20 protein-coding genes and 2 pseudogenes are annotated in these 22,275 nt (G+C 64.4%); 15 read left to right on the top strand and 7 right to left on the bottom strand.

Features of this window, described 5'->3' with window-relative positions:
- The first annotated feature begins 105 nt into the window (after positions 1-105).
- The 5 genes from J4G43_RS41975 to J4G43_RS41955 all read left to right on the top strand — a co-directional run bounded on the left by J4G43_RS41975 (position 106) and on the right by J4G43_RS41955 (position 5,670).
- Positions 106-684 (top strand): TRAP transporter small permease, encoded by a 579-nt coding sequence (locus J4G43_RS41975; RefSeq protein WP_208088481.1) that lies wholly within the window; start codon positions 106-108, stop codon positions 682-684.
- A 4-nt stretch (positions 685-688) separates the two neighbouring features.
- Positions 689-2,095: a TRAP transporter large permease gene (locus J4G43_RS41970; protein WP_208088480.1), complete on the top strand. Its 1,407-nt coding sequence runs from the start codon at positions 689-691 to the stop codon at positions 2,093-2,095.
- On the top strand, positions 2,092-3,141 hold the full coding sequence (locus J4G43_RS41965) for an L-idonate 5-dehydrogenase (RefSeq protein WP_208088479.1): 1,050 nt from the start codon (positions 2,092-2,094) through the stop codon (positions 3,139-3,141). The genes J4G43_RS41970 and J4G43_RS41965 overlap by 4 nt, the downstream gene beginning before the upstream one ends.
- 73 nt (positions 3,142-3,214) lie before the next feature.
- Entirely contained in the window at positions 3,215-4,405 is a 1,191-nt protein-coding gene (gene uxuA / locus J4G43_RS41960; protein ID WP_208088478.1) for a mannonate dehydratase, read from the top strand.
- Between the two features lie 113 nt (positions 4,406-4,518).
- Positions 4,519-5,670 (top strand): alpha-hydroxy acid oxidase, encoded by a 1,152-nt coding sequence (locus J4G43_RS41955; RefSeq protein WP_208088477.1) that lies wholly within the window; start codon positions 4,519-4,521, stop codon positions 5,668-5,670.
- A 20-nt stretch (positions 5,671-5,690) separates the two neighbouring features.
- Here J4G43_RS41955 and J4G43_RS41950 read toward each other — a convergent pair whose 3' ends face one another.
- Positions 5,691-6,629 (bottom strand): LysR family transcriptional regulator, encoded by a 939-nt coding sequence (locus J4G43_RS41950; RefSeq protein WP_028147133.1) that lies wholly within the window; start codon positions 6,627-6,629, stop codon positions 5,691-5,693.
- 212 nt (positions 6,630-6,841) lie between these two features.
- Between J4G43_RS41950 and J4G43_RS41945 the strand changes: the two are divergent.
- The 6 genes and pseudogenes from J4G43_RS41945 (at position 6,842) to J4G43_RS41920 (ending at position 12,735) form a co-directional block, all read left to right on the top strand.
- Positions 6,842-7,920 (top strand): annotated as a pseudogene (locus tag J4G43_RS41945) (ABC transporter ATP-binding protein).
- A gap of 36 nt (positions 7,921-7,956) precedes the next feature.
- Positions 7,957-8,673, top strand: a complete 717-nt coding sequence (locus J4G43_RS41940) for an HAD family hydrolase (RefSeq protein ID WP_208088476.1) — start codon at positions 7,957-7,959, stop codon at positions 8,671-8,673.
- A gap of 15 nt (positions 8,674-8,688) precedes the next feature.
- Positions 8,689-9,996 carry an NAD(P)/FAD-dependent oxidoreductase gene (locus J4G43_RS41935; RefSeq protein WP_456298922.1) on the top strand — a complete coding sequence of 436 codons (1,308 nt, stop codon included), beginning with the start codon at positions 8,689-8,691 and terminating at the stop codon, positions 9,994-9,996.
- Between the two features lie 27 nt (positions 9,997-10,023).
- Positions 10,024-11,072 (top strand): annotated as a pseudogene (locus J4G43_RS41930) (ABC transporter substrate-binding protein).
- Positions 11,073-11,140: 68 nt separating this feature from the next.
- On the top strand, positions 11,141-11,953 hold the full coding sequence (locus tag J4G43_RS41925; RefSeq protein ID WP_049807861.1) for an ABC transporter permease: 813 nt from the start codon (positions 11,141-11,143) through the stop codon (positions 11,951-11,953).
- Positions 11,950-12,735, top strand: coding sequence for an ABC transporter permease (locus tag J4G43_RS41920; RefSeq protein WP_208088474.1), 786 nt, complete (start codon positions 11,950-11,952; stop codon positions 12,733-12,735). Before J4G43_RS41925 ends, J4G43_RS41920 begins: the two co-directional genes overlap by 4 nt.
- A gap of 199 nt (positions 12,736-12,934) precedes the next feature.
- Here the strand turns inward: J4G43_RS41920 and J4G43_RS41915 are convergent, their stop codons facing one another.
- On the bottom strand, positions 12,935-13,585 hold the full coding sequence (locus tag J4G43_RS41915; protein ID WP_208088473.1) for a TetR/AcrR family transcriptional regulator: 651 nt from the start codon (positions 13,583-13,585) through the stop codon (positions 12,935-12,937).
- Between the two features lie 208 nt (positions 13,586-13,793).
- On the opposite strand from J4G43_RS41915, the gene J4G43_RS41910 reads away from it, so the two are divergent.
- The gene (locus J4G43_RS41910; RefSeq protein WP_208088472.1) at positions 13,794-15,158 is read left to right on the top strand and encodes an MFS transporter; all 1,365 of its coding nucleotides are present in this window, start codon (positions 13,794-13,796) and stop codon (positions 15,156-15,158) included.
- Positions 15,152-16,645: a carboxylesterase family protein gene (locus J4G43_RS41905; protein WP_208088471.1), complete on the top strand. Its 1,494-nt coding sequence runs from the start codon at positions 15,152-15,154 to the stop codon at positions 16,643-16,645. Before J4G43_RS41910 ends, J4G43_RS41905 begins: the two co-directional genes overlap by 7 nt.
- An 18-nt stretch (positions 16,646-16,663) precedes the next feature.
- On the opposite strand, the gene J4G43_RS41900 is transcribed toward J4G43_RS41905, so the two are convergent.
- Positions 16,664-17,569: an NmrA family NAD(P)-binding protein gene (locus J4G43_RS41900; protein ID WP_208088470.1), complete on the bottom strand. Its 906-nt coding sequence runs from the start codon at positions 17,567-17,569 to the stop codon at positions 16,664-16,666.
- Between the two features lie 79 nt (positions 17,570-17,648).
- Here J4G43_RS41900 and J4G43_RS41895 point away from each other — a divergent pair, with 79 nt between their 5' ends.
- Positions 17,649-18,257, top strand: a complete 609-nt coding sequence (locus J4G43_RS41895) for a TetR/AcrR family transcriptional regulator (RefSeq protein ID WP_208089553.1) — start codon at positions 17,649-17,651, stop codon at positions 18,255-18,257.
- On the opposite strand, the gene J4G43_RS41890 is transcribed toward J4G43_RS41895, so the two are convergent.
- Both J4G43_RS41890 and J4G43_RS41885 read right to left on the bottom strand, forming a co-directional pair.
- Positions 18,250-18,723, bottom strand: a complete 474-nt coding sequence (locus J4G43_RS41890) for a GNAT family N-acetyltransferase (RefSeq protein WP_321576295.1) — start codon at positions 18,721-18,723, stop codon at positions 18,250-18,252. The two genes, J4G43_RS41895 and J4G43_RS41890, sit on opposite strands and share 8 nt — an antisense overlap.
- 21 nt (positions 18,724-18,744) lie before the next feature.
- A complete protein-coding gene (locus J4G43_RS41885; protein WP_208088469.1) occupies positions 18,745-20,442 on the bottom strand; it encodes a GMC family oxidoreductase in 1,698 nt (565 codons plus the stop codon).
- Between the two features lie 262 nt (positions 20,443-20,704).
- On the opposite strand from J4G43_RS41885, the gene J4G43_RS41880 reads away from it, so the two are divergent.
- Positions 20,705-21,475, top strand: coding sequence for a metallophosphoesterase family protein (locus J4G43_RS41880; RefSeq protein WP_208088468.1), 771 nt, complete (start codon positions 20,705-20,707; stop codon positions 21,473-21,475).
- 42 nt (positions 21,476-21,517) lie between these two features.
- Here the strand turns inward: J4G43_RS41880 and J4G43_RS41875 are convergent, their stop codons facing one another.
- Both J4G43_RS41875 and J4G43_RS41870 read right to left on the bottom strand, forming a co-directional pair.
- The gene (locus J4G43_RS41875; RefSeq protein WP_225005422.1) at positions 21,518-21,715 is read right to left on the bottom strand and encodes an aspartate/glutamate racemase family protein; all 198 of its coding nucleotides are present in this window, start codon (positions 21,713-21,715) and stop codon (positions 21,518-21,520) included.
- Complete coding sequence (locus J4G43_RS41870) at positions 21,700-22,245, bottom strand: aspartate/glutamate racemase family protein (RefSeq protein WP_225005420.1); 546 nt, start codon at positions 22,243-22,245, stop codon at positions 21,700-21,702. Before J4G43_RS41870 ends, J4G43_RS41875 begins: the two co-directional genes overlap by 16 nt.
- Positions 22,246-22,275: the final 30 nt, after the last annotated feature.

Genomic DNA, 22,275 nt, shown 5'->3' with positions numbered 1-22,275 from the left:
AGCTCCTCAGGATGAGGAGCGGAGTTCGTAGAACTAAGTCGTCGTTCCGGGTTCGGCTCTTCGAGTCACCCCGGAATGACGATTAAGAGGTTGAGGAGTACGCCCATGTCCACCGCCGAAATACACCGGCAGATCACCGGGGACGAGATCGCCCACACCTTCGAGGAAGAGGCGGTGCCGAAGGTCGATCTCGGCGTCTACGCTTTCGAGGACTGGGTGGCGCTGGTGATCTTCTGGGTGATGGCGCTTGCCGTCTTCCTCCAGTTCTTCACCCGCTACGTCCTCAACGACAGCTATGCATGGACCGAGGAGATCGCGACCTACTGCCTGATCGGCGTGGTCTTCATCGGCTCCTCGATGTGCGTACGGCTTTCACGACACATCCAGGTCGATCTGATCTACCGCTATCTGCCGCATGTCGTGGCGCGCGCGCTGTCGACCGCGATCGACCTGATCCGGATCGCCTTCTTCGGCTACGCCATCAAGCTGGTCTGGGTCTACATCCAGATCATCGGCGACGAGTCGATGACCACGATCAATCTGCCCAAGGACTACGTCTATTACGCCGTGCTGGCGGGCTTCGTGCTGATGTTCGTGCGCTCGGTGCAGGTGGCCATCCAACATCTGCGACAGGGCTATTCGATCCTCGAACGTCCCGGCGCCTACGACGGTTTTGAGGGGTAAAGTTATGTTGCTGTTGCTTGGAGGCTTCCTCGTCCTGATGCTGCTCGGCGTTCCCGTGGCGATCGCCATGGCCGCGTCGTCGCTGCTCTACGTCCTGGTCAGCGGCGTGACGCCTGACGTCACGCTGGCACAGCGCATGATCGCCGGCGTCGAGAGCTTTCCGCTGCTCGCGGTGCCGTTCTTCATCCTGGCCGGCAATCTCATGAACATCGCCGGCGTGACCGGCCGCATCTACAAATTCGCGGTCGCGCTGGTCGGCTGGATGCGCGGCGGCCTCGGCCACGTCAACATCATCGGCTCGGTGATCTTCTCCGGCATGTCCGGCACGGCGATCGCGGACGCCGCCGGTCTCGGCACCATCGAGATCAAGGCGATGAAGGACCACGGCTATTCCACCGAGTTCTCGGTCGGCGTCACCGCGGCCTCAGCCACGCTCGGGCCGATCATCCCGCCGTCGCTGCCCTTCGTGATCTACGGCATGATGGCGAACGTCTCGATCGGTGCGCTGTTCCTGGGCGGCGTCATTCCCGGCATCGTCATGACGCTGCTGATGATGGCCACCGTCACCTACTTCGCGCACAAGAACAAATGGGGCAGCGATACGCCGTTCTCCTGGCCGCAACTCGGCTCGGCCGGCATCGAGATCGCCATCGTGCTGGCTTTCCCGCTCGCGATCTGGCTGATGGTGCTGGCCGGCATGTCGACCAACATGGCCGTTGTCATCGGCCTCGGCACGCTGCTCGCGATCGACTGGTACTTCGACTTCTCGGCGGTAATGGCGCTGATGGCGCCGGTCATCCTGATCGGCGGCATGACGCTCGGCTGGTTCACGCCGACGGAGGCCGCGGTCGCCGCCGTGATCTGGTCGCTGTTCCTCGGTCTCGTCCGCTACCGTACCATGACCTTGAAGACGGTGGCGAAGGCGACCTTCGACACCATCGAGACCACGGCCTCGGTGCTGTTCATCGTCACGGCCGCCTCGATCTTCGCCTGGCTGCTGACGGTGTCGCAGGCAGCCCAAATGCTCTCGGACTGGATGCTCAGCATCACCCACAACAAATGGGTGTTCCTGGCGCTCGCCAACGTCCTGATCCTGTTCGTCGGCTGCTTCATCGACACCACGGCGGCGATCACCATCCTGGTGCCGATCCTGCTGCCGATCGTGCTCAAGCTCGGCATCGATCCGATCCATTTCGGCCTGATCATGACGCTGAACCTGATGATCGGCCTGTTGCATCCGCCGCTCGGCATGGTGCTGTTCGTGCTCGCCCGCGTGGCAAAGCTCTCGGTCGAGCGCACGACGGTCGCGATCCTGCCCTGGCTGGTGCCGCTGATGGTCGCGCTGATCGCGATCACCTACATTCCCGAACTGACCCTCTGGCTGCCTAAATACATGGGACTCTCCAAATGACCTCCACCGCTCTCGCCGCAACCCTGTTCGGCCCCGAAGATCTGCGCATGATCGAGCATCCGCTCGACAAGCTCGCTGACGGCATGGTGCGCATTCGCTTCGGCGCCGGCGGCATCTGCGGCTCCGACATGCACTATTTCCGTCATGCCCGGACCGGCGATTTCGTCGTGAAGTCGCCACTCGTGCTCGGCCACGAGATCTCCGGCGAGGTCGTGGAGATCGCAGGCTCCGCAGCGAACCTGAAGCTCGGCGACCGTGTCGCCGTCAATCCGTCGCGCTGGTGCGGCCATTGCGTCGCCTGCCGCGAAGGTCGGCCGAACCTCTGCGAGAACATCTACTTCATGGGCTCGGCCTCGAAGACGCCGCACATGCAGGGCGGTTTCGCCAACTATTTCGACGCGATCCCCGCGCAATGCGTGAAGATCCCCGACCATGTGTCCTATCAGGCCGCAGCGCTGGCCGAGCCGCTCGCGGTCTGCCTGCATGCGGTGGCGCGCGCCGGCAACATCGAGGGCAAGCGCGGCATCATCTTCGGTGCCGGCCCGATCGGGCTTTTGACCATGCTCGCCGCACACCGCGCCGGCATGGCCGACATCACGGTGGCGGACATCGCGCCGGCGCCGCTCGCCTTCGCGACCCGGCTCGGCGCCTCTCACGTCGAGAACGTCTCGAGCGGCGAGGAAGGACTGAAGGCACAGGCCGCATCGCGTCCCTATGACGTCGCGTTCGAGGTTTCGGGCACCGCCGCAGGCCTTGCCAGCGCGATCGGCATTGTCAGGCGCGGCGGCATTGTGGTGCAGATCGGCAATCTGCCGGGCGGCCAGATTCCGACGCCGTCGAATGCAGTGATGGCCAAGGAGATCGACCTGCGCGGCTCGTTCCGCTTCGGCTTCGAGTTCATGACCGCGGTGGAACTGATCGGCGCCGGCAGCGTCGACGTGCTGTCGCTGGTCACCGCCGAGCGGCCGCTGTCGACCGCGCCGGACGCGCTGCGGCTGGCACTGGACCGCTCGCAAAGCGTCAAGGTCGTGCTGACCGCGAACTGATTCTTTGTTTTGACGCGTTTTCTTCACGCGAACCGGTATCCACTTCGCTCGAAAACGCTTTAGGAGAATTTCGATGATGCTCGAAGGCTGGCGCTGGTACGGTCCGGATGATCCGGTGTCTTTGGACGATGTCAGGCAGGCCGGGGCGACGGATATCGTCTCGGCGCTGCATCAGGTGCCGATCGGCGAAGCCTGGACACGCAAGGCGGTCGAGGAGCGCAAGAACTTCATCGAGCGCGGCCAGCCCGGCCGCTCGCAACTGACCTGGTCGGTGGTGGAGTCGATTCCGATCCCCGACGACGTCAAGCGGCTCGGGGCTAAGGCGACGGCCTCGATCGACGCGTGGATCGCGAGTCTCGAAGCGGTGGCCGCGGCCGGCATCAAGATCATCTGCTACAATTTCATGCCGGTGGTGGACTGGTGCCGCACCGATCTGGAGTGGGAGCTGCCGAACGGCGCCCGCGCCATGCGCTTCGACCAGGACCGCTTTGCCGCGTTCGAGCTGCATATCCTGAAGCGCCCCGCCGCCGTTCAGGAGTATTCGCCCGAGCAGCAGGCGCGCGCCAAAAAGCTGTTCGAGAAGATGAGCCAGGCCGATATCGACTACCTCGTCATGGTCATCGCCAGTGCGCTGCCGGGCTCGACCACCGAGCCGATGACGATCCCGCAATTCCGCGACCGGCTGGAGACCTACCGCGACATCACGCCAAAGATCCTGCGGCAGCATCTCGCCGAGTTCCTGGGCCGCGTCACGCCGGTCGCCGAGCAACTCGGGGTGTCCCTGACGCTGCATCCCGACGATCCGCCGCGTCCGCTGTTCGGCCTGCCGCGCATTGCCTCGACCGCCGACGACTATCAGGCGCTGTTCGATGCCGTGCCGTCCAAGGCCAACGGCATCTGCCTGTGCACCGGCTCGCTCGGCGTGCGCGCCGGGAACGATCTGCCCGCGATGGCCGAGCGCTTCGGCCCGCGCATTGCGTTTGCGCATCTGCGCGCGACCAAGCGCGAGGCCGATGGCCTGTCCTTCTACGAGTCCGATCATCTCGACGGTGACGTCGACATGGTCGCGGTGCTGAAGGCGCTGTTGAAGGAGAACGCACAGCGCTCACCTGACAAGAGAATCGTGTTCCGTCCCGACCACGGCCATCGTATGCTCGACGATCTCGCCGCCACCAAGCGCACCAATCCCGGCTACACCGCGATCGGCCGCCTGCGCGGCCTTGCCGAGCTCCGCGGCGCGATCAGGGCGATCGAGCATCGATAGGAGACCGGCGGCGCCATCAGGCGAGAGATCGCCGCGAAGGCGGCCGCTGACAGCATCGGCGGCGCGATGGCAAGATGATCGACGCGCAGAACATGCCGTGAGCGGAGTGAGAAATGCGCCTGACACAGTGTCATAATTTCCACGATTTCCGGCGGCTGGCGCGCCGCCGACTGCCCGGTCCGATCTTCGACTATATCGATGGCGCGGCCGACGATGAGACCACCCATCGCCGCAACAGCGCGAGCTTCGAGCATTGCGACTTTCTGCCCAACGTGCTGCGCGGCGTGCAGGACGTCGATCTGTCGGTCACCATCATGGGCCAGAAGCTCGCGCTGCCGTTCTACTGCTCGCCGACCGCCTTGCAGCGCCTGTTCCATCATGAAGGCGAGCGTGCCGTCGCCGCTGCTGCGGCGAGCTACGGCACCATGTTCGGCGTCTCCTCGCTGGGCACGGTGTCGCTCGAGGAATTGCGCAAGGCCCACGACACGCCGCAGGTCTATCAATTCTATTTCCACCGGGATCGCGGTCTCAACCGCGCCATGATGCAGCGCGCCAGGGACGCGGGCGTCGAGGTGATGATGCTGACGGTCGACAGCATCACCGGGGGAAATCGCGAGCGCGATCTGCGCACCGGCTTCAGCATTCCCTTCCGCCTGACGCCTGCGGGGATGCTGCAGTTCGCGATCAAGCCGATGTGGGGTATCCAGTATGTCAGCCACGAGAAATTCAGGCTCCCGCAGCTGGAGGAGCATGTCGACATGAGTGGCGGCGCCATGTCGATCGGCCGCTACTTCACGGAAATGCTGGATCCTGCGATGAACTGGGACGATGTCGCGGAGATGGTGCGGACCTGGAACGGCCCGTTCTGCCTGAAGGGGATCATGTCGGTGGAAGACGCGCGCCGCGCGGTCGATATCGGCTGTGCCGGGATCGTCCTTTCCAATCATGGCGGCCGCCAGCTCGACGGCTCCCGCTCGGCTTTCGATCAGCTCGCCGAAATCGTCGATGCCGTGGGCGACCGCATCGACGTGATGATGGACGGTGGCATCCAGCGTGGAACCCATATCCTGAAAGCGCTGTCGCTCGGGGCCAAGGCGGTCGGGCTTGGACGATACTATCTCTATCCGCTCGCCGCCGCCGGCCGGCCCGGTGTCGAACGGGCCCTCGGCCTGCTGCGGGCCGAGCTCGTGCGCGATATGAAGCTGATGGGATGCACGTCGATCAGCCAGCTATCGCGCGCCAATCTGCGCTTTCGGCCCGGGTAGCGCGCCGTGACCGTTCGGCATCAATAGCAGGCGGCCATCGCGCCGAGCTTCGGATAAAGCCGGTCGATCGCGGCGATCTCGCTTTTCATCTGCGCGATGATCCAGTCGCGGATCTCGGCGGCGATGGGGCGCATCGGCCGGTTGCGCGGCGGCAGGAATTCGCAGATGCGCCGCGTGGTGGTGAGCGTTTCGGAGGCCGGCACAAGCGCGCCGGTCAGGAGCCAGTGCGAGGCTACCGTCAGCCAGCCGAGTGCGATGCCCTGGCCGAGCAGGGCAGCCTGCATCACGACGGCATAGTCGGTGAAGCTCAGCGCCTTGGCCGCGCCGCGGCGGCCGGTGAGAAGCGAGGCGTAATCCGCCGCCCAGTCGCCCGGCGTCTCGGCGAGGCGAATGATGGTGTTGCCTTCAGCGGGATCGGTCTCGCCGAGATAGCCAGGGCTGCACATCGGCAGCATGACTTCCTTCATCACCAGCGTGCCGCCGGATGACGGCTCGTCGCGGTCACGAAAGCGCATGCCGAGGTCGACATTCTCCACTGGTCCGCGCAGCGCGCCGGAGATGAGCTGGAAGCGCAGATCAACCTCGGGAAACTGCTTCTGGAGCTTGTCGATGCGCGGCATCAGCCAATGCGTGGTGAAGGCGGAGGAGACCGACAGCGTCACCGTCTCGGTGCCCTTGCGGCGCCGCTCGATCTCGACAAGCCCGGTCTCGATGCTGCGAAAGCCTTCGAGCACGCGGCGATAAAGCAGCTCGCCTTCCTCGGTGAGCACGGCGCGCCCCGCAGTGCGGTCGAACAGGCGGACGCCGAGATGCTCCTCGAACTGTCCGAGCATCCGACTCACCGCCGGCTGCGTGACGTTGAGCTCGGCTGCTGCCGCCGTGAAACTGCCATTGCGCGCCGCTGCGTCGAAGACGAACAGGGCGTTACTGGAGGGCAGCATCCGGCGCAGCTCGGGCATAACGCCATGTTATGGACGCGGTGAGAATTTGGCAATTGCCGAGTTTTGCCAAGTCTGGTGTCATTGGCATCACAGCCTAAAGGCAGGGCTTACGAACGAAGATTTGGTGCGGTGCACGCTTCGGCCGTGAGTGCTCAAAATTCCTGTCTATAAAGCAGGCTTATGGCGCGCAGTGAGGCACGCCATGGCGGGGAACGAGGCGAGGTCGATCGTTGGACAAACGAGCGGAAAGCGTCGAGATCAGGTCCGCGAGCAAGGCGTATGGCCCCGTTCGCGCTCTCGACGACGTCTCGCTCAATGTCGGCGCCGGCGAATTCGTCTCGCTGCTCGGCCCCTCCGGCTCCGGCAAGACCACGCTGCTTGGAATTCTCGGCGGCTTCATCCTGCCATCGAGCGGAACCATCCTGTTCGGCGGTCGTGACGTCACCTGGATGCCGCCGCACAGGCGCGACATCGGCGTGGTGTTCCAGAACTACGCGCTGTTCCCGCATATGAGCGTCGGCGAGAACGTCGCCTTTCCCCTGCGCGCACGGCGCCTGCCGAAAGCGAGCTGGCCCGACAAGGTGCGCGCAGCGCTCGCGATGGTCGGTCTCGCCGGCTATGAAGAGCGCGGCATCGCGCAGCTCTCCGGCGGCCAGCGCCAGCGCGTGGCGCTTGCGCGTGCGATGATCTTCGAGCCGCGCCTGATCCTGATGGACGAGCCGCTCTCTGCGCTCGACAAGCAGCTCCGCGAATCCATGCAGATCGAGCTGCGCGCGCTGCACCGGCGCATCGGCGCCACCATCATCTACGTTACCCACGACCAGCGCGAGGCGCTGACCATGAGCGACCGCGTCGCCGTGATGAAGGACGGCCGGCTGATCCAGATCGACGCGCCCGAGCGGCTGCACGATCATCCCGCGGATTCCTTCGTCGCCAGCTTCATCGGGGAAGCGACGATGCTGCCTGTTCGCCGCGTCGATGCCTCCAGCGTCGCACTCGGCAACGCGCTATTGCGCAGCGCCCGCGCCATTCCCTCTGGCGATGCCTTGATGCTCGCCGTGCACAGCGAAAAACTCCTGATCGACGACGGCGCGCAGGATGCCGCCTGCAACCGGCTGACCGGGACGGTCACCGACATCGTCTACCAGGGCGAGAGTCTCCGCATCTTCCTGGCGCTCACCGATGGCATCGCGCTCAGCCTGCGCCAGCCGAGCTATCACCAGACAGCCGCATCCCGCCGCTCGGCGGCAGCCTCACCGTGACCCTTCACCCCGAGGACACCATCGTTGTCCCCAGGGCGGGGGACTGAACTCAAGCCCTGTTCAACCGAGAGAAGAAACCAAAGATGTCGTCAGCAGCCTCGTTCAGCAATTTCAAGGTTCTCACCTTCGACGTCGTCGGCACCTTGATCGATTTCGAGACCGGCGTACTCTCCGCGGTACGCAGGATCTCCGGCAAGTCGCCGGCCGAGCTCAGCGACGAGCAGATCTTCGAGCCCTACAAGCGCGGCCGCGACAAGCATTATGAGCGCTCGAGCGAGGCGATGTTCCACGTCTATCGCCATCTCGCCAAGGAGCTCGGGCTTCCCTCCGACGATGCGTCCTGCGATGTATTCCAGCTCTCGGTGCTGCGCTGGGGGCCGTTCGCGGATTCGGTCGAGGCGCTGAAGCGCCTGCGCACAAAGTTTCGGCTGGTGGCGATGACCAATGCCGACCGCGTCGCGCTCTCCTGCTATGCGCACGCGCTCGGCAATCCCTTCGACGACACCGTCTGCGCCGACGATACCGGCGTTGCCAAGCCGAACCCGGAGTTCTTCGCCTACAACAAGGGACGTCAGTCCGCCTTCGGCTACAAGCAGTCCGACATCCTGCACGTCGCGCAGAGCCAGTACCACGACATCGGGATCGCGCGAAAGCTTGGCTATAAGGTGTGCTGGATCGAGCGTCGCCAGGGCATCGCCGGTTTCGGCGGCACGCCGGCGGTGGAGACGCTGACCAAGCCGGACTTCCACTTCCCGACGCTGAAGGCGCTGGCGGACGCGGCGATCGGGCCGGCGGCGTAAGGCATGAGCGGCGGCATGACACGGGACTGGAGCGCATTGCCATCGGCCAACTCGCTGTGGGAAGCCACGGCGGAGCCGGCGCGCGCGTTTCCCGTGCTGTCGGGCGAGCAACAGGCGGATGTGGTGATCATCGGTGCAGGCTACACGGGCCTGTCCGCCGCGCACCACATCGCCAAGAGCGGTTTGTCGCCGGTCGTGCTGGAGGCAAATCGTCCCGGCTGGGGCGCGAGCGGGCGCAATGGCGGGGTGATCACCGCGAAGTTTCGGCTGTCGTTCCGCGAGATCGACGCGGCGCATGGCCGCGCCATGGCGCAGCGCATGTACGAGATCGCGCATGAATCGACTGACATGGTCGAGGAGCTGGTGTCCGAATTCGGCATCGCCAGCGCGGCGCTGACACGCACGGGCCAGGTCAAGGCCGCCCACAACGAGACGACGCTGAAGGCCGCGATCGACGAAGCCAACTGGATGACGCGCGAGATGGGCTCCGCCGAAGTCCGCATCCTCGACAAACGCGGGGTGCGTGACGAAACCGGCTCCGACATCTTTGTCGGCGGCGTGCTCAATCCCGGCTCGGGCGGCATCCATCCGCTGAACTATCTGCGCGGGCTCGCCGATGGCGTCGCGCGCCGTGGCGTTGCGATCTTCCAGGAGTCGCCGGTGGTCAAACTCCGGCGCGAGAATGGCGGCATCGTCGCCGAGACGCCGCAAGGCGCGGTGCGCGCGAAACAGGCGATCATCGCCACCAACAGCTACTCCGATCTCACCAGCGCGACCGCGCACATGCAGCGCACGCTGATCCCGTTCCGCAGCGCCCTGGTCGCGACCGAGCAGCTGCCGCGCAATCTCGCGGGCAAGCTGATGCCGACGGGGCGCACCTACACCGAGACCAAGCGCATGATGCGCTGGTTCCGCATGGTCGACAACCGCGTCATCTTTGGCGGCCGCGGCGCCTTCGGCAAGCAGGACTCGCAAGCTGCCTTCGACGCCTTGCGCAAGGCGATGGTCGGCATCTTCCCGGATCTTGCCGATGTCCCGCTCGCCTACAAATGGTCGGGCCTCGTCGCGATGACGATGGACTCGGTGCCGCATATCGGCCGGCTCGACGACCGCACGCTGGTCTCGATGGGCTACAATGGGGCCGGCGTTGCGATGTCGAGCCTGATGGGCCGCTATCTCGCCGCCTTCGTGCGCGGCGAGACGCCCGAGGTCGGGCTGCTCGATATCAGGCGCATGAAGGCGATCCCGTTCTATCCGCTGCGCGAGCCCGCCGTGCGCATGGTTGCCGGCTGGTACCAGTTTCTCGATGCGATCGGTCAGTGAGATTATTTGGTGATGGAGGAGGCGAGGATGATGACGAAACGGCATTCTGGATTTGGCTACGCCCTGTTGGGCGCCATCGCGTTTAGCGGCACCGCGGCGAGCGCCGCCGAGCAGATCACCTTCGTCTCGCAAGGCGGCGCCTATCAGGCGGCGCAGACGGTGGCGATCCTCGATCCCTCCGCCAAGAAGCTCGGCATCACCATCAACCAGGACTCAATCCCCGACGCCTGGCCGGCGATCAAGACCCAGGTCGGCAGCGGCAAGCCGATCTGGGATGTCGTCGACACACCGACCGGCTATTGCCTGCGCGGCGGCGAGCAGGGGCTGATCGAGAAGCTCGACTTCTCAAAAATTCCGAACGCGGCGCGATGCCGGAGGCCTATCGCAGTCCCTATTCGGTGTCGTACGAGTTCTATTCCAGCGTGCTGGCCTACAGCCAGAAGACGTTCCCGAAGGACGCGCCGAACAGCTGGGTGGATTTCTGGGACGTCAAGAAATTCCCCGGCCGCCGTGCGCTGCGCAATCACCCGATCGCGACGCTCGAGGCCGCGCTGATGGCTGACGGCGTCGCGCCCGACAAGCTCTACCCGCTCGACGTCGATCGCGCCTTCAAGAAGCTGGAAGAGATCAAGCCGCACATCACGGTGTGGTGGACCTCAGGCGCGCAGTCGGCGCAGCTGCTCAATGACGGCGAGGTCGACATGGAGATGGCCTGGAACGGCCGCGTCAGCGCGGTGGCCAAGGAAGGTGCAAAGGTCTCCTTCACCTACAACCAGGGCGTCCTTCAGAGCACCTCGCTCTGCATCCTCAAGGGCGCGCCGAATCTCAACACTGCGGTGAAATTCCTCAACGAGGCCGTCGATCCCGTGCACCAGGCCAATCTGCCGCTCAACATCGACTACGGCCCGGGCAATCCGAAGGCGTTCGAGACCGGCGTGATCAAGCCCGAGCGCGCCGCGCAGCTGCCGAGCGAGCCGGCGAACGCGGCCAAGCAGGCGCTGATGTCCTACGCCTGGTGGTCCTCGCCCGCGGGCGAGGCCGCCGAGAAGCGCTGGGCGTCCTTCATGCAGAAGTGAGCGAGGCAGCGTTGACGACATCCGTGCCAGATTCCTCCCAAAAGCATCAGCGCCGCGAGCATGCGCTGATGCTGGCATTGGTGTCGCCGGCGCTGCTCGTGATTCTTCTCCTGATCGTGCTGCCGGTCGGCTGGCTCGCCTGGCAGTCGATCTACCATGACGGTTTTACGCTGGAGAACTATCGCCGGGTCTTCACCGAGGACATCTACTGGCGCAGCTTTGCGCTGACCTTCGAGATCAGCCTCGCGGTCACCGTGATCGCGCTGCTGCTCGGCTATCCCGTCGCCTATCTCGCCAACGCCGTGCCGAAAGGGTGGAGCATCCTGATCCTGTCGCTGGTGGTGCTGCCGTTCTGGACGTCCGTGCTGGTCCGCGCCTATGCCTGGCTGGCGCTGCTCCAGCGCACCGGCGTGATCAACCAGTTCCTGCGCTATCTCGATGTCATCTCCGAGCCGCTCGCGCTGGTGCACAACACGTTCGGCACGGTGGTTGCGACCGTGCACATCCTGCTGCCGTTCATGGTGCTGCCGCTCTATGCCACCATGCAGAAGATCCCCGGTGATTTGATGCAGGCCGGCGCGAGCCTGGGGGCGAGCCCGTCGCTCACCTTCTTTCGCGTGTTCCTGCCGCTGTCGTTGCCGGGCGTGCTTGCCGGTTGCACCATGGTGTTCGTGCTCTGCCTCGGCTTCTACATCACGCCGGAATTGCTCGGCGGCGGCCGCACCGTGATGGTGTCGATGCTGGTGAGCCGCAATGTCGAGCTCTACAACCAGTTCGGCGCCGCGAGCGCGGTCGCCGTGGTGCTGCTCCTCAGCGTGCTCCTGATCTTCTTCGCCGTCAGCCGCTTCATCTCGCTCGATCGCGTGTTGGGGCAGAAATGACGCGCACTTCGCCCGCACGGATTGTCCTCTACGTGATCAGCGCGCTGGTGCTGGTCTATCTGATCCTGCCCGTCCTGATCATCGCGCCGATCTCGTTCTCCAGTGCGCGCTTCCTGACGTTCCCGCCGCCGTCGTTCTCGCTGCGCTGGTACCAGCAATATTTCGCCAATCCGGCCTGGATGCAGGCGACGCGGGTGACGCTGAGGGTCGCGTTCTTCACGGTCCTGATCGCAACGCCATGTGGGGTTGCGGCGGCCTACGCGATCAGCCAGTCGAAGCTGCGCATCATGCGCATCATCCACATGGCGCTGCTGCTGCCGCTGGTGGTACCGATCATCATCACGGCGGTCGGCATCTTCTTCGTCTATGCAAAGGTCGGCCTGGTCGCGACCATGCCCGGCCTCGTGCTGGCGAACGTGATGCTGGGCCTACCTTATGTCGTCATCTCGGTGCTTGCGGGCTTGCAGAGCTTCGATCCGGCGCAGGAGATGGTGGCGCGCAGCCTCGGCATGAACCGCCTGCGCAGCTTCTTCGCGGTGACGCTACCGCAGATCAAGTCCAGCGTGGTCGCGGGCGGCATCTTCGCCTTCATCTCGGCGATGGACGAGACCATCGTCGCGCTGTTCATCTCCGGCGGCCAGTATCAGCCGCTGACCAAGCGCATGTTCACCGCGCTGCGTGACGAGATCGACCCGACCATCGCCGCGATCTCGACGCTGATGACGGTGGCGTCGTTCATGCTGGTGCTGCTGGCGAGCGCGCGGGGGAAGAGGGGCGGGTGAGGGGGGCTCCGGTCTCCGCCGTCATCACCCGCGAAAGCGGGTGATCGAGTATTCCAGAGCCGGTAGTGGTTCCTCGATAGGCCGCGGCGTACTGGATTCCCCGCCTGCCGCCTACGCTAAAGCTTCGGCGCCCCTGGACCGCAGCCCCGGCGAAGCCTTGGCGTAGCCGGGTCGCGGGGGAATGACAGCAAGTGTGTGGCTAACCCTTCGCCCCGAGCCACGCCAAAATCATCTCCACGATCTGCGTCCGGCTCTTTGACAGCACCCTGGGCTCGCTGAGGTCGCGGTCGAACAGGGCGCCGAAGGTGTGGCGGTTGGCGACGCGGAAGAAGCAGTAGGAGGAGATGGCGAGGTGCAGGTCGATGGCGTCGACGTCGTCGCGGAAGACGCCTTCGCCGCGGCCGCGTTCGAGGATGCCGTCGAGTGTCGCGATCACGCTGGCGTTGAGCTGGCGCAGTTGCAGATTCTGCTTCAGGTGCTTGCCGTGGTGGATGTTCTCGATGCTGACGAGGCGGATGAAGTTCGGATTGCGCTCGTCATGGTCGAAGGTGGCCTCGATCAGCCGCCGCAGTCCCTCGCGCGCGTCGCAGCTTTCGATGTCGAGCTGGTCCTCCAGCGCGCGGATGCTGCGATAGGCCTCCTCCAGCACCGCGAGATAGAGCTGCTCCTTGCCGCCGAAATAGTAATAGATCATCCGCTTGGATGTGCGCGTGCGCGCCGCGATCGCATCGACGCGGGCGCCGGAATAGCCCTCCGAGGCGAATTCGGCCATCGCCACTTCGAGGATGTCGCGCTTGGTGCGCTCGGGGTCGTTGGTGCGCTTCGATGGGGGCGGCATACGCTCGAGCATCACTGTTTCTCCCGCCAGTTTCCACGGATCACCTTGAAGGTGAAGGCAAATTTCACCCGTCTGGGCACTGATCCAATGCGTATTGCATAAACGTACTAGTTCGTACATCATCGCTCCAGACCAAAGTTGCGGCAACCAGAACCAGAAAACGCGCGCGAGGCGATCTGCCTGACGCGAACCGCACCGGCCACATGGGGAGGAGCTTTCAATGACGTTGACGTCAACCGCACCGCTGCGCGCATCATCCAGCGCGGAAGCCACGCCGAACAAGCTGCCGAAGCGCGCCGCGCTGGTCAGCTTCGTCGGCAGCATGCTCGAATACTACGACTTCTTCATCTACGGCACCGCTGCGGCGCTGATCTTTCCGAAAGTGTTCTTCGCCAATGTCGATCCCTCGACCGCGACGCTGCTTGCGTTGCTCTCCTTCGGCATCGGCTATATCGCTCGGCCCGTGGGCGCCGTCATCCTCGGCCATTTCGGCGACCGTATCGGCCGCAAGACGGTGCTCTTGTTCACGCTGGTGCTGATGGGCGGCTCGACGCTGGCGATCGGCCTGTTGCCGGATGCCAAGACGATCGGCAATGCCGCGCCTGTCATCCTGACGCTGCTCCGCCTGTTGCAGGGCCTGTCGGCTGCCGGCGAGCAGAGCGGAGCCAACTCGCTGACCCTGGAGCATTCCGCCAATTCGAACCGCGCCTTCTTCACCAGCTGGACCCTGAGCGGCACCCAGGCCGGCGCGATCCTTGCGACACTGGTGTTCATCCCGGTGTCGAGCCTGCCGGAGGATCAATTGTTGAGCTGGGGCTGGCGCATTCCGTTCCTGCTCTCCGCGCTCGTGCTGGTCGTCGCCTACCTGGTGCGGCGGACCATGCCGGAGACGCCCGTGTTCGAGGACATCAAGGACAAGGCGGAGGTGGCGCGCTTCCCCGTCGTCACGCTGCTGCGTGACTACTGGCCGGACGTGCTGCGCGTGATCGCCTGCGCGCTGATCGCCACCGTGAGCACGATGACCGCCGTGTTCGCGCTCGGCTATGCCACGAGCAAGTTCGGCGTCGCGCGCCCGACCATGCTGTGGGCAGGCGTTCTCGGCAATGTCACGGCGCTGATCACCCAGCCGCTGTGGGCCCTGCTGGCCGACAGGATCGGCCGCAAGCCGGTGTTCATCGGTGGCGCGCTCGGCTGCGCCGCACTGGTGTTCCCGTACTTCATGCTGGTGACGTCGGGGAATACTCTGGCGATCTTCGCCGCGGCGATGATCCTCTCGGGCACCATCTACGCCGCGCCGAACGCGATCTGGCCGTCGTTCTATGCGGAGATGTTCGACGCGCGCGTGCGTTACTCCGGCACGGCGATCGGCACGCAGCTCGGCTTCCTCGCCGCCGGCTTCACGCCGCTGGTGAGTGCGAGTGTGATCGGCGAGGGGCCGAACGGCTGGATTCCCGTGGCAATCTTCGTTGCCTGCTGCTGTGTGATCTCGGCGGCATCAGCGGCCACCGCGCGCGAAACCCACAATGTCGACATCGCCGATCTCGGCAAGCGCTTGAGTCAGGACAGGGTGACAGTCGCATGTTGACCAACGCAGTTTCGACCACGAGGGGGCCGATCATCGGCGCCGAGCAGAACGGCTTACGCGCCTTCAAGGGCGTGCCGTTCGCGACCGCGCGGCGCTTTGCCAAGGCGATACCGCCGCTCGCGTGGACGGAACCGCGCCAATGCACGGACTACGGCGCTTACGCGCCGCAGCCCGGCCATCTCGATCATGCTGACGAGGAGGCCTGCCTCAGCCTGAACATCTGGGCGCCGGCGGCGGATCACCCGCTGCCGGTCAAGTTCTTCATCCATGGCGGCGCCTTCGTCACCGGCGGCGGCGCCGATTATGACGGCTCCTTCCTCGCCGCCCACGGTCCGGCCGTCATTGTCACCATCAACTACCGGCTCGGGCCGCTCGGCTTCCTGCAACTGCATCGCTACGGCCTCACCGAAGCCAACAACCTCGCGCTCCAGGATACGCTCGCGGCGCTCGATTGGGTCCGGGCCAACATCGCGAACTTCGGCGGCGATCCGGATGCGATTACGCTGTCGGGACAATCTGCCGGCGCCTCCATGGTGATTGCGCTCGCAACCCTGCCGCAGGCAAGAGGCAAGTTTATCCGTGCCCTCGCGCTGAGCGCGCCCGGACGCAACATCACGAGTGCAGGTCACGCCGATGATGTCGCGCGCCACGTGCTCGAGGAGCTCGAGCTTGCGCGCGATCCCAGCGCGATTGCGTCCGTGCCGCTGCCAAAGCTGTTCGCGACGGTAGAGCGCATCGGACGCAGGCTCGCGGACGAGACCGATGCAGGCACCGTGTTCGGCCCGGTGCTCGACGGCACGGTCATCCCGCGCGAGCCGGGCGAAGTCTTCGCCGACGGAACCTTGCGCGACATTCCGTTCTGGCTCGGCTCCTGCCGCGACGAGATGGTGATGTTCCTGAAGAGCGCGCCGCCGGCGGCGATGATCCGCACCACCGAGCGACAGGTGCGCGCTGCGTTCGGCGATTCGGGCTGGTGTCGCCTGCTGTCCTATTATCGCGCTACTGCGCGCCTCGACGAGGATCCGTACGAGGCGCTGCTGTCGGATGCGTTCTGGCATCGCCCCATGGCCGATCTCGCGCGGCGTCATGCTGCGGCAGGCGGCGCGGTGTGGTTGAGCCGGTTCGATCATCGCCCGGCGCTGGAGCCGTTCCTGTCGCAGGGACCAACCCATGGCGCGGACAATGCCTGCCTGTGGGCGCATCTGCCTGATTTCATCGATCGGCCGATCCTCAGGCGCAAGGGCGGGCCGATGACCCCGGCCGACATCGATGTCGCGGCGCGGTTTCAGGCGAGCGTCTTGCGCTTCGTCACGACCGGCATGCCGGACGTCGCGCAAGCCTGGCCGCAGTTCGAGCCGGGCCATGAGCCGCTCGCGATCTTCGGCCAGCCGTTTCACATCGTGCCGCTCAACGACGGCGCGCGCTTCCGCGTATGGGCGGAGCTATCGGCGCAGTCCGGCGGGGCGCAAGCTGTGACTGCGATGTAACAACGCAGCACCATGAGATCAGACCCTATGATGCATCGCCTCAGCTTGAAACACCGAGATGTTGTCGCTTAGCCAATCGGTTACCGGGCGCGGAGCGTGGCCGGTCAACTCGCGAACAGTTGACGTGGTTTCTGCGAGGACCGATTCGTAGAAAAGGCGATCCAGACCGAGCAGCAGGTCGGCGACAAATTCGTTGAGTCCAGACGCCATCAGCTTCTCACGCTGCTCCGCAGGGCTTCGGTGCTGATATGTGACGACACGTCCAAGCAATCTGGACATTTCATTTGCTATCTCAGGCATGCTGACCGCGTTTGGCCCGGTCAGATGATAGGCGCGCTGAGAAGTTACGTGCGCGACGTCGAGAAGCACAGCGAAGGCCGAGTCCGCCACATCGCGTGTGTCGATCAAGTTGACCAATCCATCGCCGGCTGCCCCGCCCCATGTGTCATTGGCGACTGGAGCGCCAGCCCGCGCCAGGATATCGACGAAACTCGATGGCCGCAAAACCGTGAAGCCTACGTCGCAGGCCGCAAGATGCGCCTCAATTTGCGCATGCCAGTCGAACGGATGCAGCCGAGACGGTGGTCCCAACACGGACAATTTGACGATGTGGCCTACGCCGGCGGCCACGGCTGCGTCGATCAGCGCAATTTCATTGGCGACTTGCCGGGGGGACGTGCCGTGGGCGAGGAACAGACGGTCAGCTCCGCGTAGCGCGTTGTCCAAAGTCGATCGCGCATCGAAGTCCACGGTCGCTAGCGAAACTCCGGACGGCAGACGTTCAGCATCCGACGTGCGGGTCAATGCCACAATCTCAACCGGTTCCGTGGACAGTTTCGAAATCAAGGCGGAGCCCACGCGACCTGTGGCTCCAGCAACTGCAATGCGCTTGCGGCCGGCGCCACGCTGGGAGGGGTTGAACATCCGAATAACCTTCCGTATCTTGGAACGATCAGTTCAAGATACTTGGAACGATCGTTCCATGATGTCGAGTGGGAATGGCATGAGTGGAAAACCCCAATTCGATGACGATGCCGTGATCAATTCCGCGATGGATGTGTTCTGGCGTCACGGCTATTCGGCTTCGTCGATCGATCAACTGACGACAGCGATGGGCTTGTCGCGGTCGAGTATGTACAAGCGATTTCAAGACAAGGACGGGCTATTCGAAGAGGTCCTTTCGGCTTACATCGAGCGCGTCGAGCGGCGCATGAGCGCCGTTCGAGGCGAGACGAAGCGCCAACAGCTTGAAGCGCTGTTGCACGAATTCTTGCCCAGAGCGGGCAAGACGGCGCGGCCCGCTGGATGCATGCTGGCCCGATCGTGCGCTGAGATGGTGGACCTGCCTCCGGCAGGCCAGTCGGTCGCGCGGCAGGGACTTACGCGGCAGCGCGCGATCCTCGGCGGCATTTTACGCGAGGCGGTCGCAAGTGGAGAATTGGCGGCGACAGCGGACATCGAGGGATTGGCGTGGCACTACCTTGGTGTGTTGCAGGCGATAATGAATTTGCCGCAAGCCGGCGCGACTGTCGGCGAGCTTCGCGGTGTCGTAGAACTTGCAATGTTGGCATGGCCGTTCCTCCCGCCCGCGAGCCAATCCAAGCCTACATAGGGGCAGCGGGCGATCGCTCCATGATGATCGTGCGCTCATCGCCATAGTAGCTGTCGCGCACGGCCTTGAACCCGAGCCGGGCGTAGAAGGATTCGGCGGTGACTGAAGATGGGACGGTCAAAAAAGCGATGTTTCGCTCGCGCGCGATGCGTTCGATCTCGGCCATCAGGAACTTGCCGATCCCCTGCGCCTGAACGTCGGGAGCCACGAAGACCGTGCGGACGACGCTTCCGTCAAGGCTCGCCGTTCCAACGACGCGGCCGCCAAGGGCGGCAACAAGGACCGTGCGTTTGCGGATCAGCTCCAGAACGGCGGTCGGGCTGAAGCTATGCTCGACCCGCTCGATGATTTTGTCTGTGTAATCCCTGGCATTTGTCTCGCGCGGTGCGCGCAGAATGACGGCGCTGATTTCGCCGCTATCCTCTTCGCGCGCCGGGCGGATGCTGCAATCTATTGATCCCTCCACCCGCCCGGCAGTCGCTAGCCCTCACTGCATTATCGACGCAGCGATCTTCTCCGCCGACATCAGCACCGGAAAATTGGTGTTGGCGCACGGCACCACGGGGAAGATCGAGGCGTCGACGACGCGCAGGCCCTGAACGCCTTTGACGCGGCCTTGATTATCGACCACCGCCATCGGATCGTCGGCCCGGCCCATGCGGCATGAGCACGAGGCGTGCCACACCCCGATGGTCGCCTTGCGGACGAAGGCTTCCAGCGCATCGTCGTCGTTCATCACCTGGTCGAAGGTGAAACCTTCGACGACGAAATTGTCGATCAGGTAGTGGCGCAGCGCCGCCGGCCCGTCCATCAAGGTCGCGGCGATCTTGGTCAGGATCCTGTTCTTGGTATTGACCACGCCGATCTTGCGCACCTTGTCCGTATAGGCGGCCGGAAACGGCTTGTCCGTCACCGCCTTGACCACGTCGCTCATCTGCACGGCCGCCATCTTGCGGAAGCCGCTCATCAGGCGATCGAGATCGCGGCGGTCGGACAGCAGATTGAACTCGACGATCGGCTCGGCAGCGGGATCGCGCGAGGCGAGCTTGACCTGTCCGGTCTCGGAATAGGTCTTGTTGACGAAGGTCAGCAGCGAGCCGATCTGCTCGCCGACCGCGTGCCAGGCCGATTTGCTGAGCAGGACGACGAACATGTCGCCCTTCGGTACGCCCGACAGCCCGGATGAATAACGCAGGCCAAGCTGCATGTGGCGCCTGGTGTGCTCGTTCATGCGCGCGCCCCGGCGGACAAAGGACGACAGCGAAATAGAAGGATGATCCATCAGGCGCTGACCGACGCCTGCCAGCCCCATCAGGACGGGAATGCCCATATCCTTGAGATGACCGACCGGGCCGATGCCGGCGCGCAGGAGATGCGCCGGCGAATGGATCGCGCCGCTGGAGAGGATGATCTCGCGGCCGCGGAATTCCTGTTCCCGTCCGTCGACCATCGCCTTCACGCCGACGCATTGCGTGCCTTCGAACAGCAGCTCCCTGACCTGCGTGTTGGTGGAGATGGTGAGATTGGCGCGCTTGCGCGTGTCGCGATCGAGATAACCCATCGCGGCGGAGACGCGTTGCTCGGCCTGATTGGAATGCGTCACCGGAAAATAGCCGTCGACGAACTCGCCGTTCTGGTCCGGCACGAACTGATGGCCGGCCTGCTGGAAGGCGTCGGCGAACGCCTGCGAATGCCGCGTCCAGTGTTCACGCGGAATTCTGCGTACCGGAATTCGACCGTCCTTGCCGTGGTACGGCCCGTCGAAATCGAGGTCGCGCTCGACCTTCTTGAAGAAAAGCAACACGTCGTTCCAGCTCCAGCCGTCGGCGCCCCGCGCGTCCCATTCATCGTAGTCGGTCGGTGCGCCGCGGTTGGCCATCTGGCCGTTGATCGACGAGCCGCCGCCCAGCACGCGCGCCTGCTCGTATTTGCGCAGGGGAGGGCGCGCTTCGTTCGGATTGTTGTGGCTGACGATCTGGGTCGTGACCTTGAGTTCGGTCCAGTGGAAGCGGGGATCGAAATAGGCCGTGCCCGGATAGCTGTCCCTGATCTCGGCGGGCTCGTTGCCGGGCGGTGTGTCCTGTCCGGCCTCGCACAGCAGGACCTTGTTGGCGCTCTTTGCGGAGAGCCGGTGGGCCAGCACGGACCCCGCCGAGCCGCCGCCGACGATAATGAAGTCGTACACGATTGGCGTTTCCTCTTGGTCTTGTTCGGGAAACGTAGCGCGTTATTTTCCCGAGGTCACGTCGGCATTGCCGCGACAGTTCGTAACTCGCATTGCTTGCCTGGCAACCACGATCGTGTAATTCTTCTGCCAGCGCCGATTTGATCCTCAGCTTGCGGGCGCTTCTACAAATGCAGCTAAAGAGACGTAGCTAAATTGACTAGCCAGTCCTGCATCCCCCGCATAGCGAGAACGATCGGCCATTCCGAATGGGAGGGGCCAAATGAGATTTGCTGCCATCGCGGACGTGCATGGGAATCGTCCGGCACTTGAAGCCGTCCTTGCGGACATTGCCATGCTCGGCATCGCTGAGGTCGTGAACCTCGGCGACCACGTCAGTGGCCCGCTCGAGGCAGCCAGGACCGCGGACCTGTTGATGGCGAGGGGCTTTCCGTCGATACGGGGCGACCAGGATCGAATCCTCGTCGAGCTCTGGCAGGCCGGCGGCTCCGCTCGCAGCGATTTCCGTCAGCTCGCGCGCAAGCACTTCGACTGGATGGCAAGCATGCCGTCCACGCTCATGTACAAGGGACGGGTGTTCCTGTGCCATGGATCGCCAAGGGATGACGCAGCTTTCTGGCTCGACCACATCGCCGACGACGGCTGCCCGCGTCCGAGCGGCATCGACGCGATCGAGGCTGAAGCTGAGGGGATCGACGCCGAGATCATCCTGTGCGCCCACACCCACATTCCGCGCGTGGTGCGTTTGAGGGATGGACGTCTGGTCGTGAATCCCGGCAGCGTCGGCTTGCCCGGTTATGACGGGAAGGCGCCCGTTCCTTACGTGGTCGAGGTCGGTACGCCGCATGCGTGCTACGCGATTCTGGAGCATGCCGGCGCAGACTGGTCCGCGACGATCCGCTACGTGCCCTACGACACCTCGGCCATGGCCGCACTGGCGCGCAGCAAAGGCATGCTCAGCTGGGCAAGCGCGATTGCGACGGGTTGGGTTCAGCGCGAGGGGAGGGAGGCCGACGCGTCCGTCACGCCCTGACGCGTCTCGTTCCGGCCGGCAACGAGGGGCAGCGGGGCTCGTTCAGCGCAGGAACGGCACGGGATGGGCCGCGCGATAGAAGAAGTTGATCAACGTGTTGATGTCGAACACGGGCAGGTTTGAGACTTCGGCAACGTCCTTCGAGAACGGGCACATGTTGGTGCACTCGAACAGGATCGCACCCGGGTTTTTGCAGGACGCCATGAAGGCTTCCGTCATCTCGATCATCTCGGCGCGCACACGTCGGTGTCCAGTTCCTCGCGGCCGAGAATGTAGGTTGCGGGAAACTGCGCATCGGGCTTCATGCCCTGGATCTGGACGGGGATCTCGTCCGGCGACCAGCCGACACCGCGGAAATGCCCCTCGTTCATGTGGTGGCCGCGTTCGGTGAAGATGCCGATGACCTTGCCCGGCGGCAGCATGGCATGGATCAACGGCGCCTGGATCAGGCTCGAGGTGAAGACCGGGATGTTCACGGCAGCCGCGAGCTGTTTCTGGAATGGCGCGAGGAAGCCGCAGCTCGTGGTGATCGCCTTGACGCCGTCGGCTTCCAGCTCGCGGGCCGCCGCGATGAACGGCTCGAGCAGGGCGGGATCGGGATGGTCACCCATGATTCTTGTGGCGTGTGCGCCGCGCACGATTTTGTAGCGCACCGGGAAATCATAGGAGAGCGCATTGCCGATGTCGCCGCGCGGGCGCGGGAAGCGGGTATCGAGCATCAGGATGCCGATCGTCTCGCCGTAATTCGTGAAGCCGCCGCGGAGTTTCATGATCTACCCACCGATCCAGGATGGTCGTGA

Origin of the sequence: Bradyrhizobium barranii subsp. barranii (assembly GCF_017565645.3) — a bacterium.
Taxonomy (GTDB): Bacteria; Pseudomonadota; Alphaproteobacteria; order Rhizobiales; family Xanthobacteraceae; genus Bradyrhizobium; species Bradyrhizobium barranii.
Note: the sequence above shows the minus strand (reverse complement) of the source record. Positions and strands in the feature narration are given on the sequence as shown.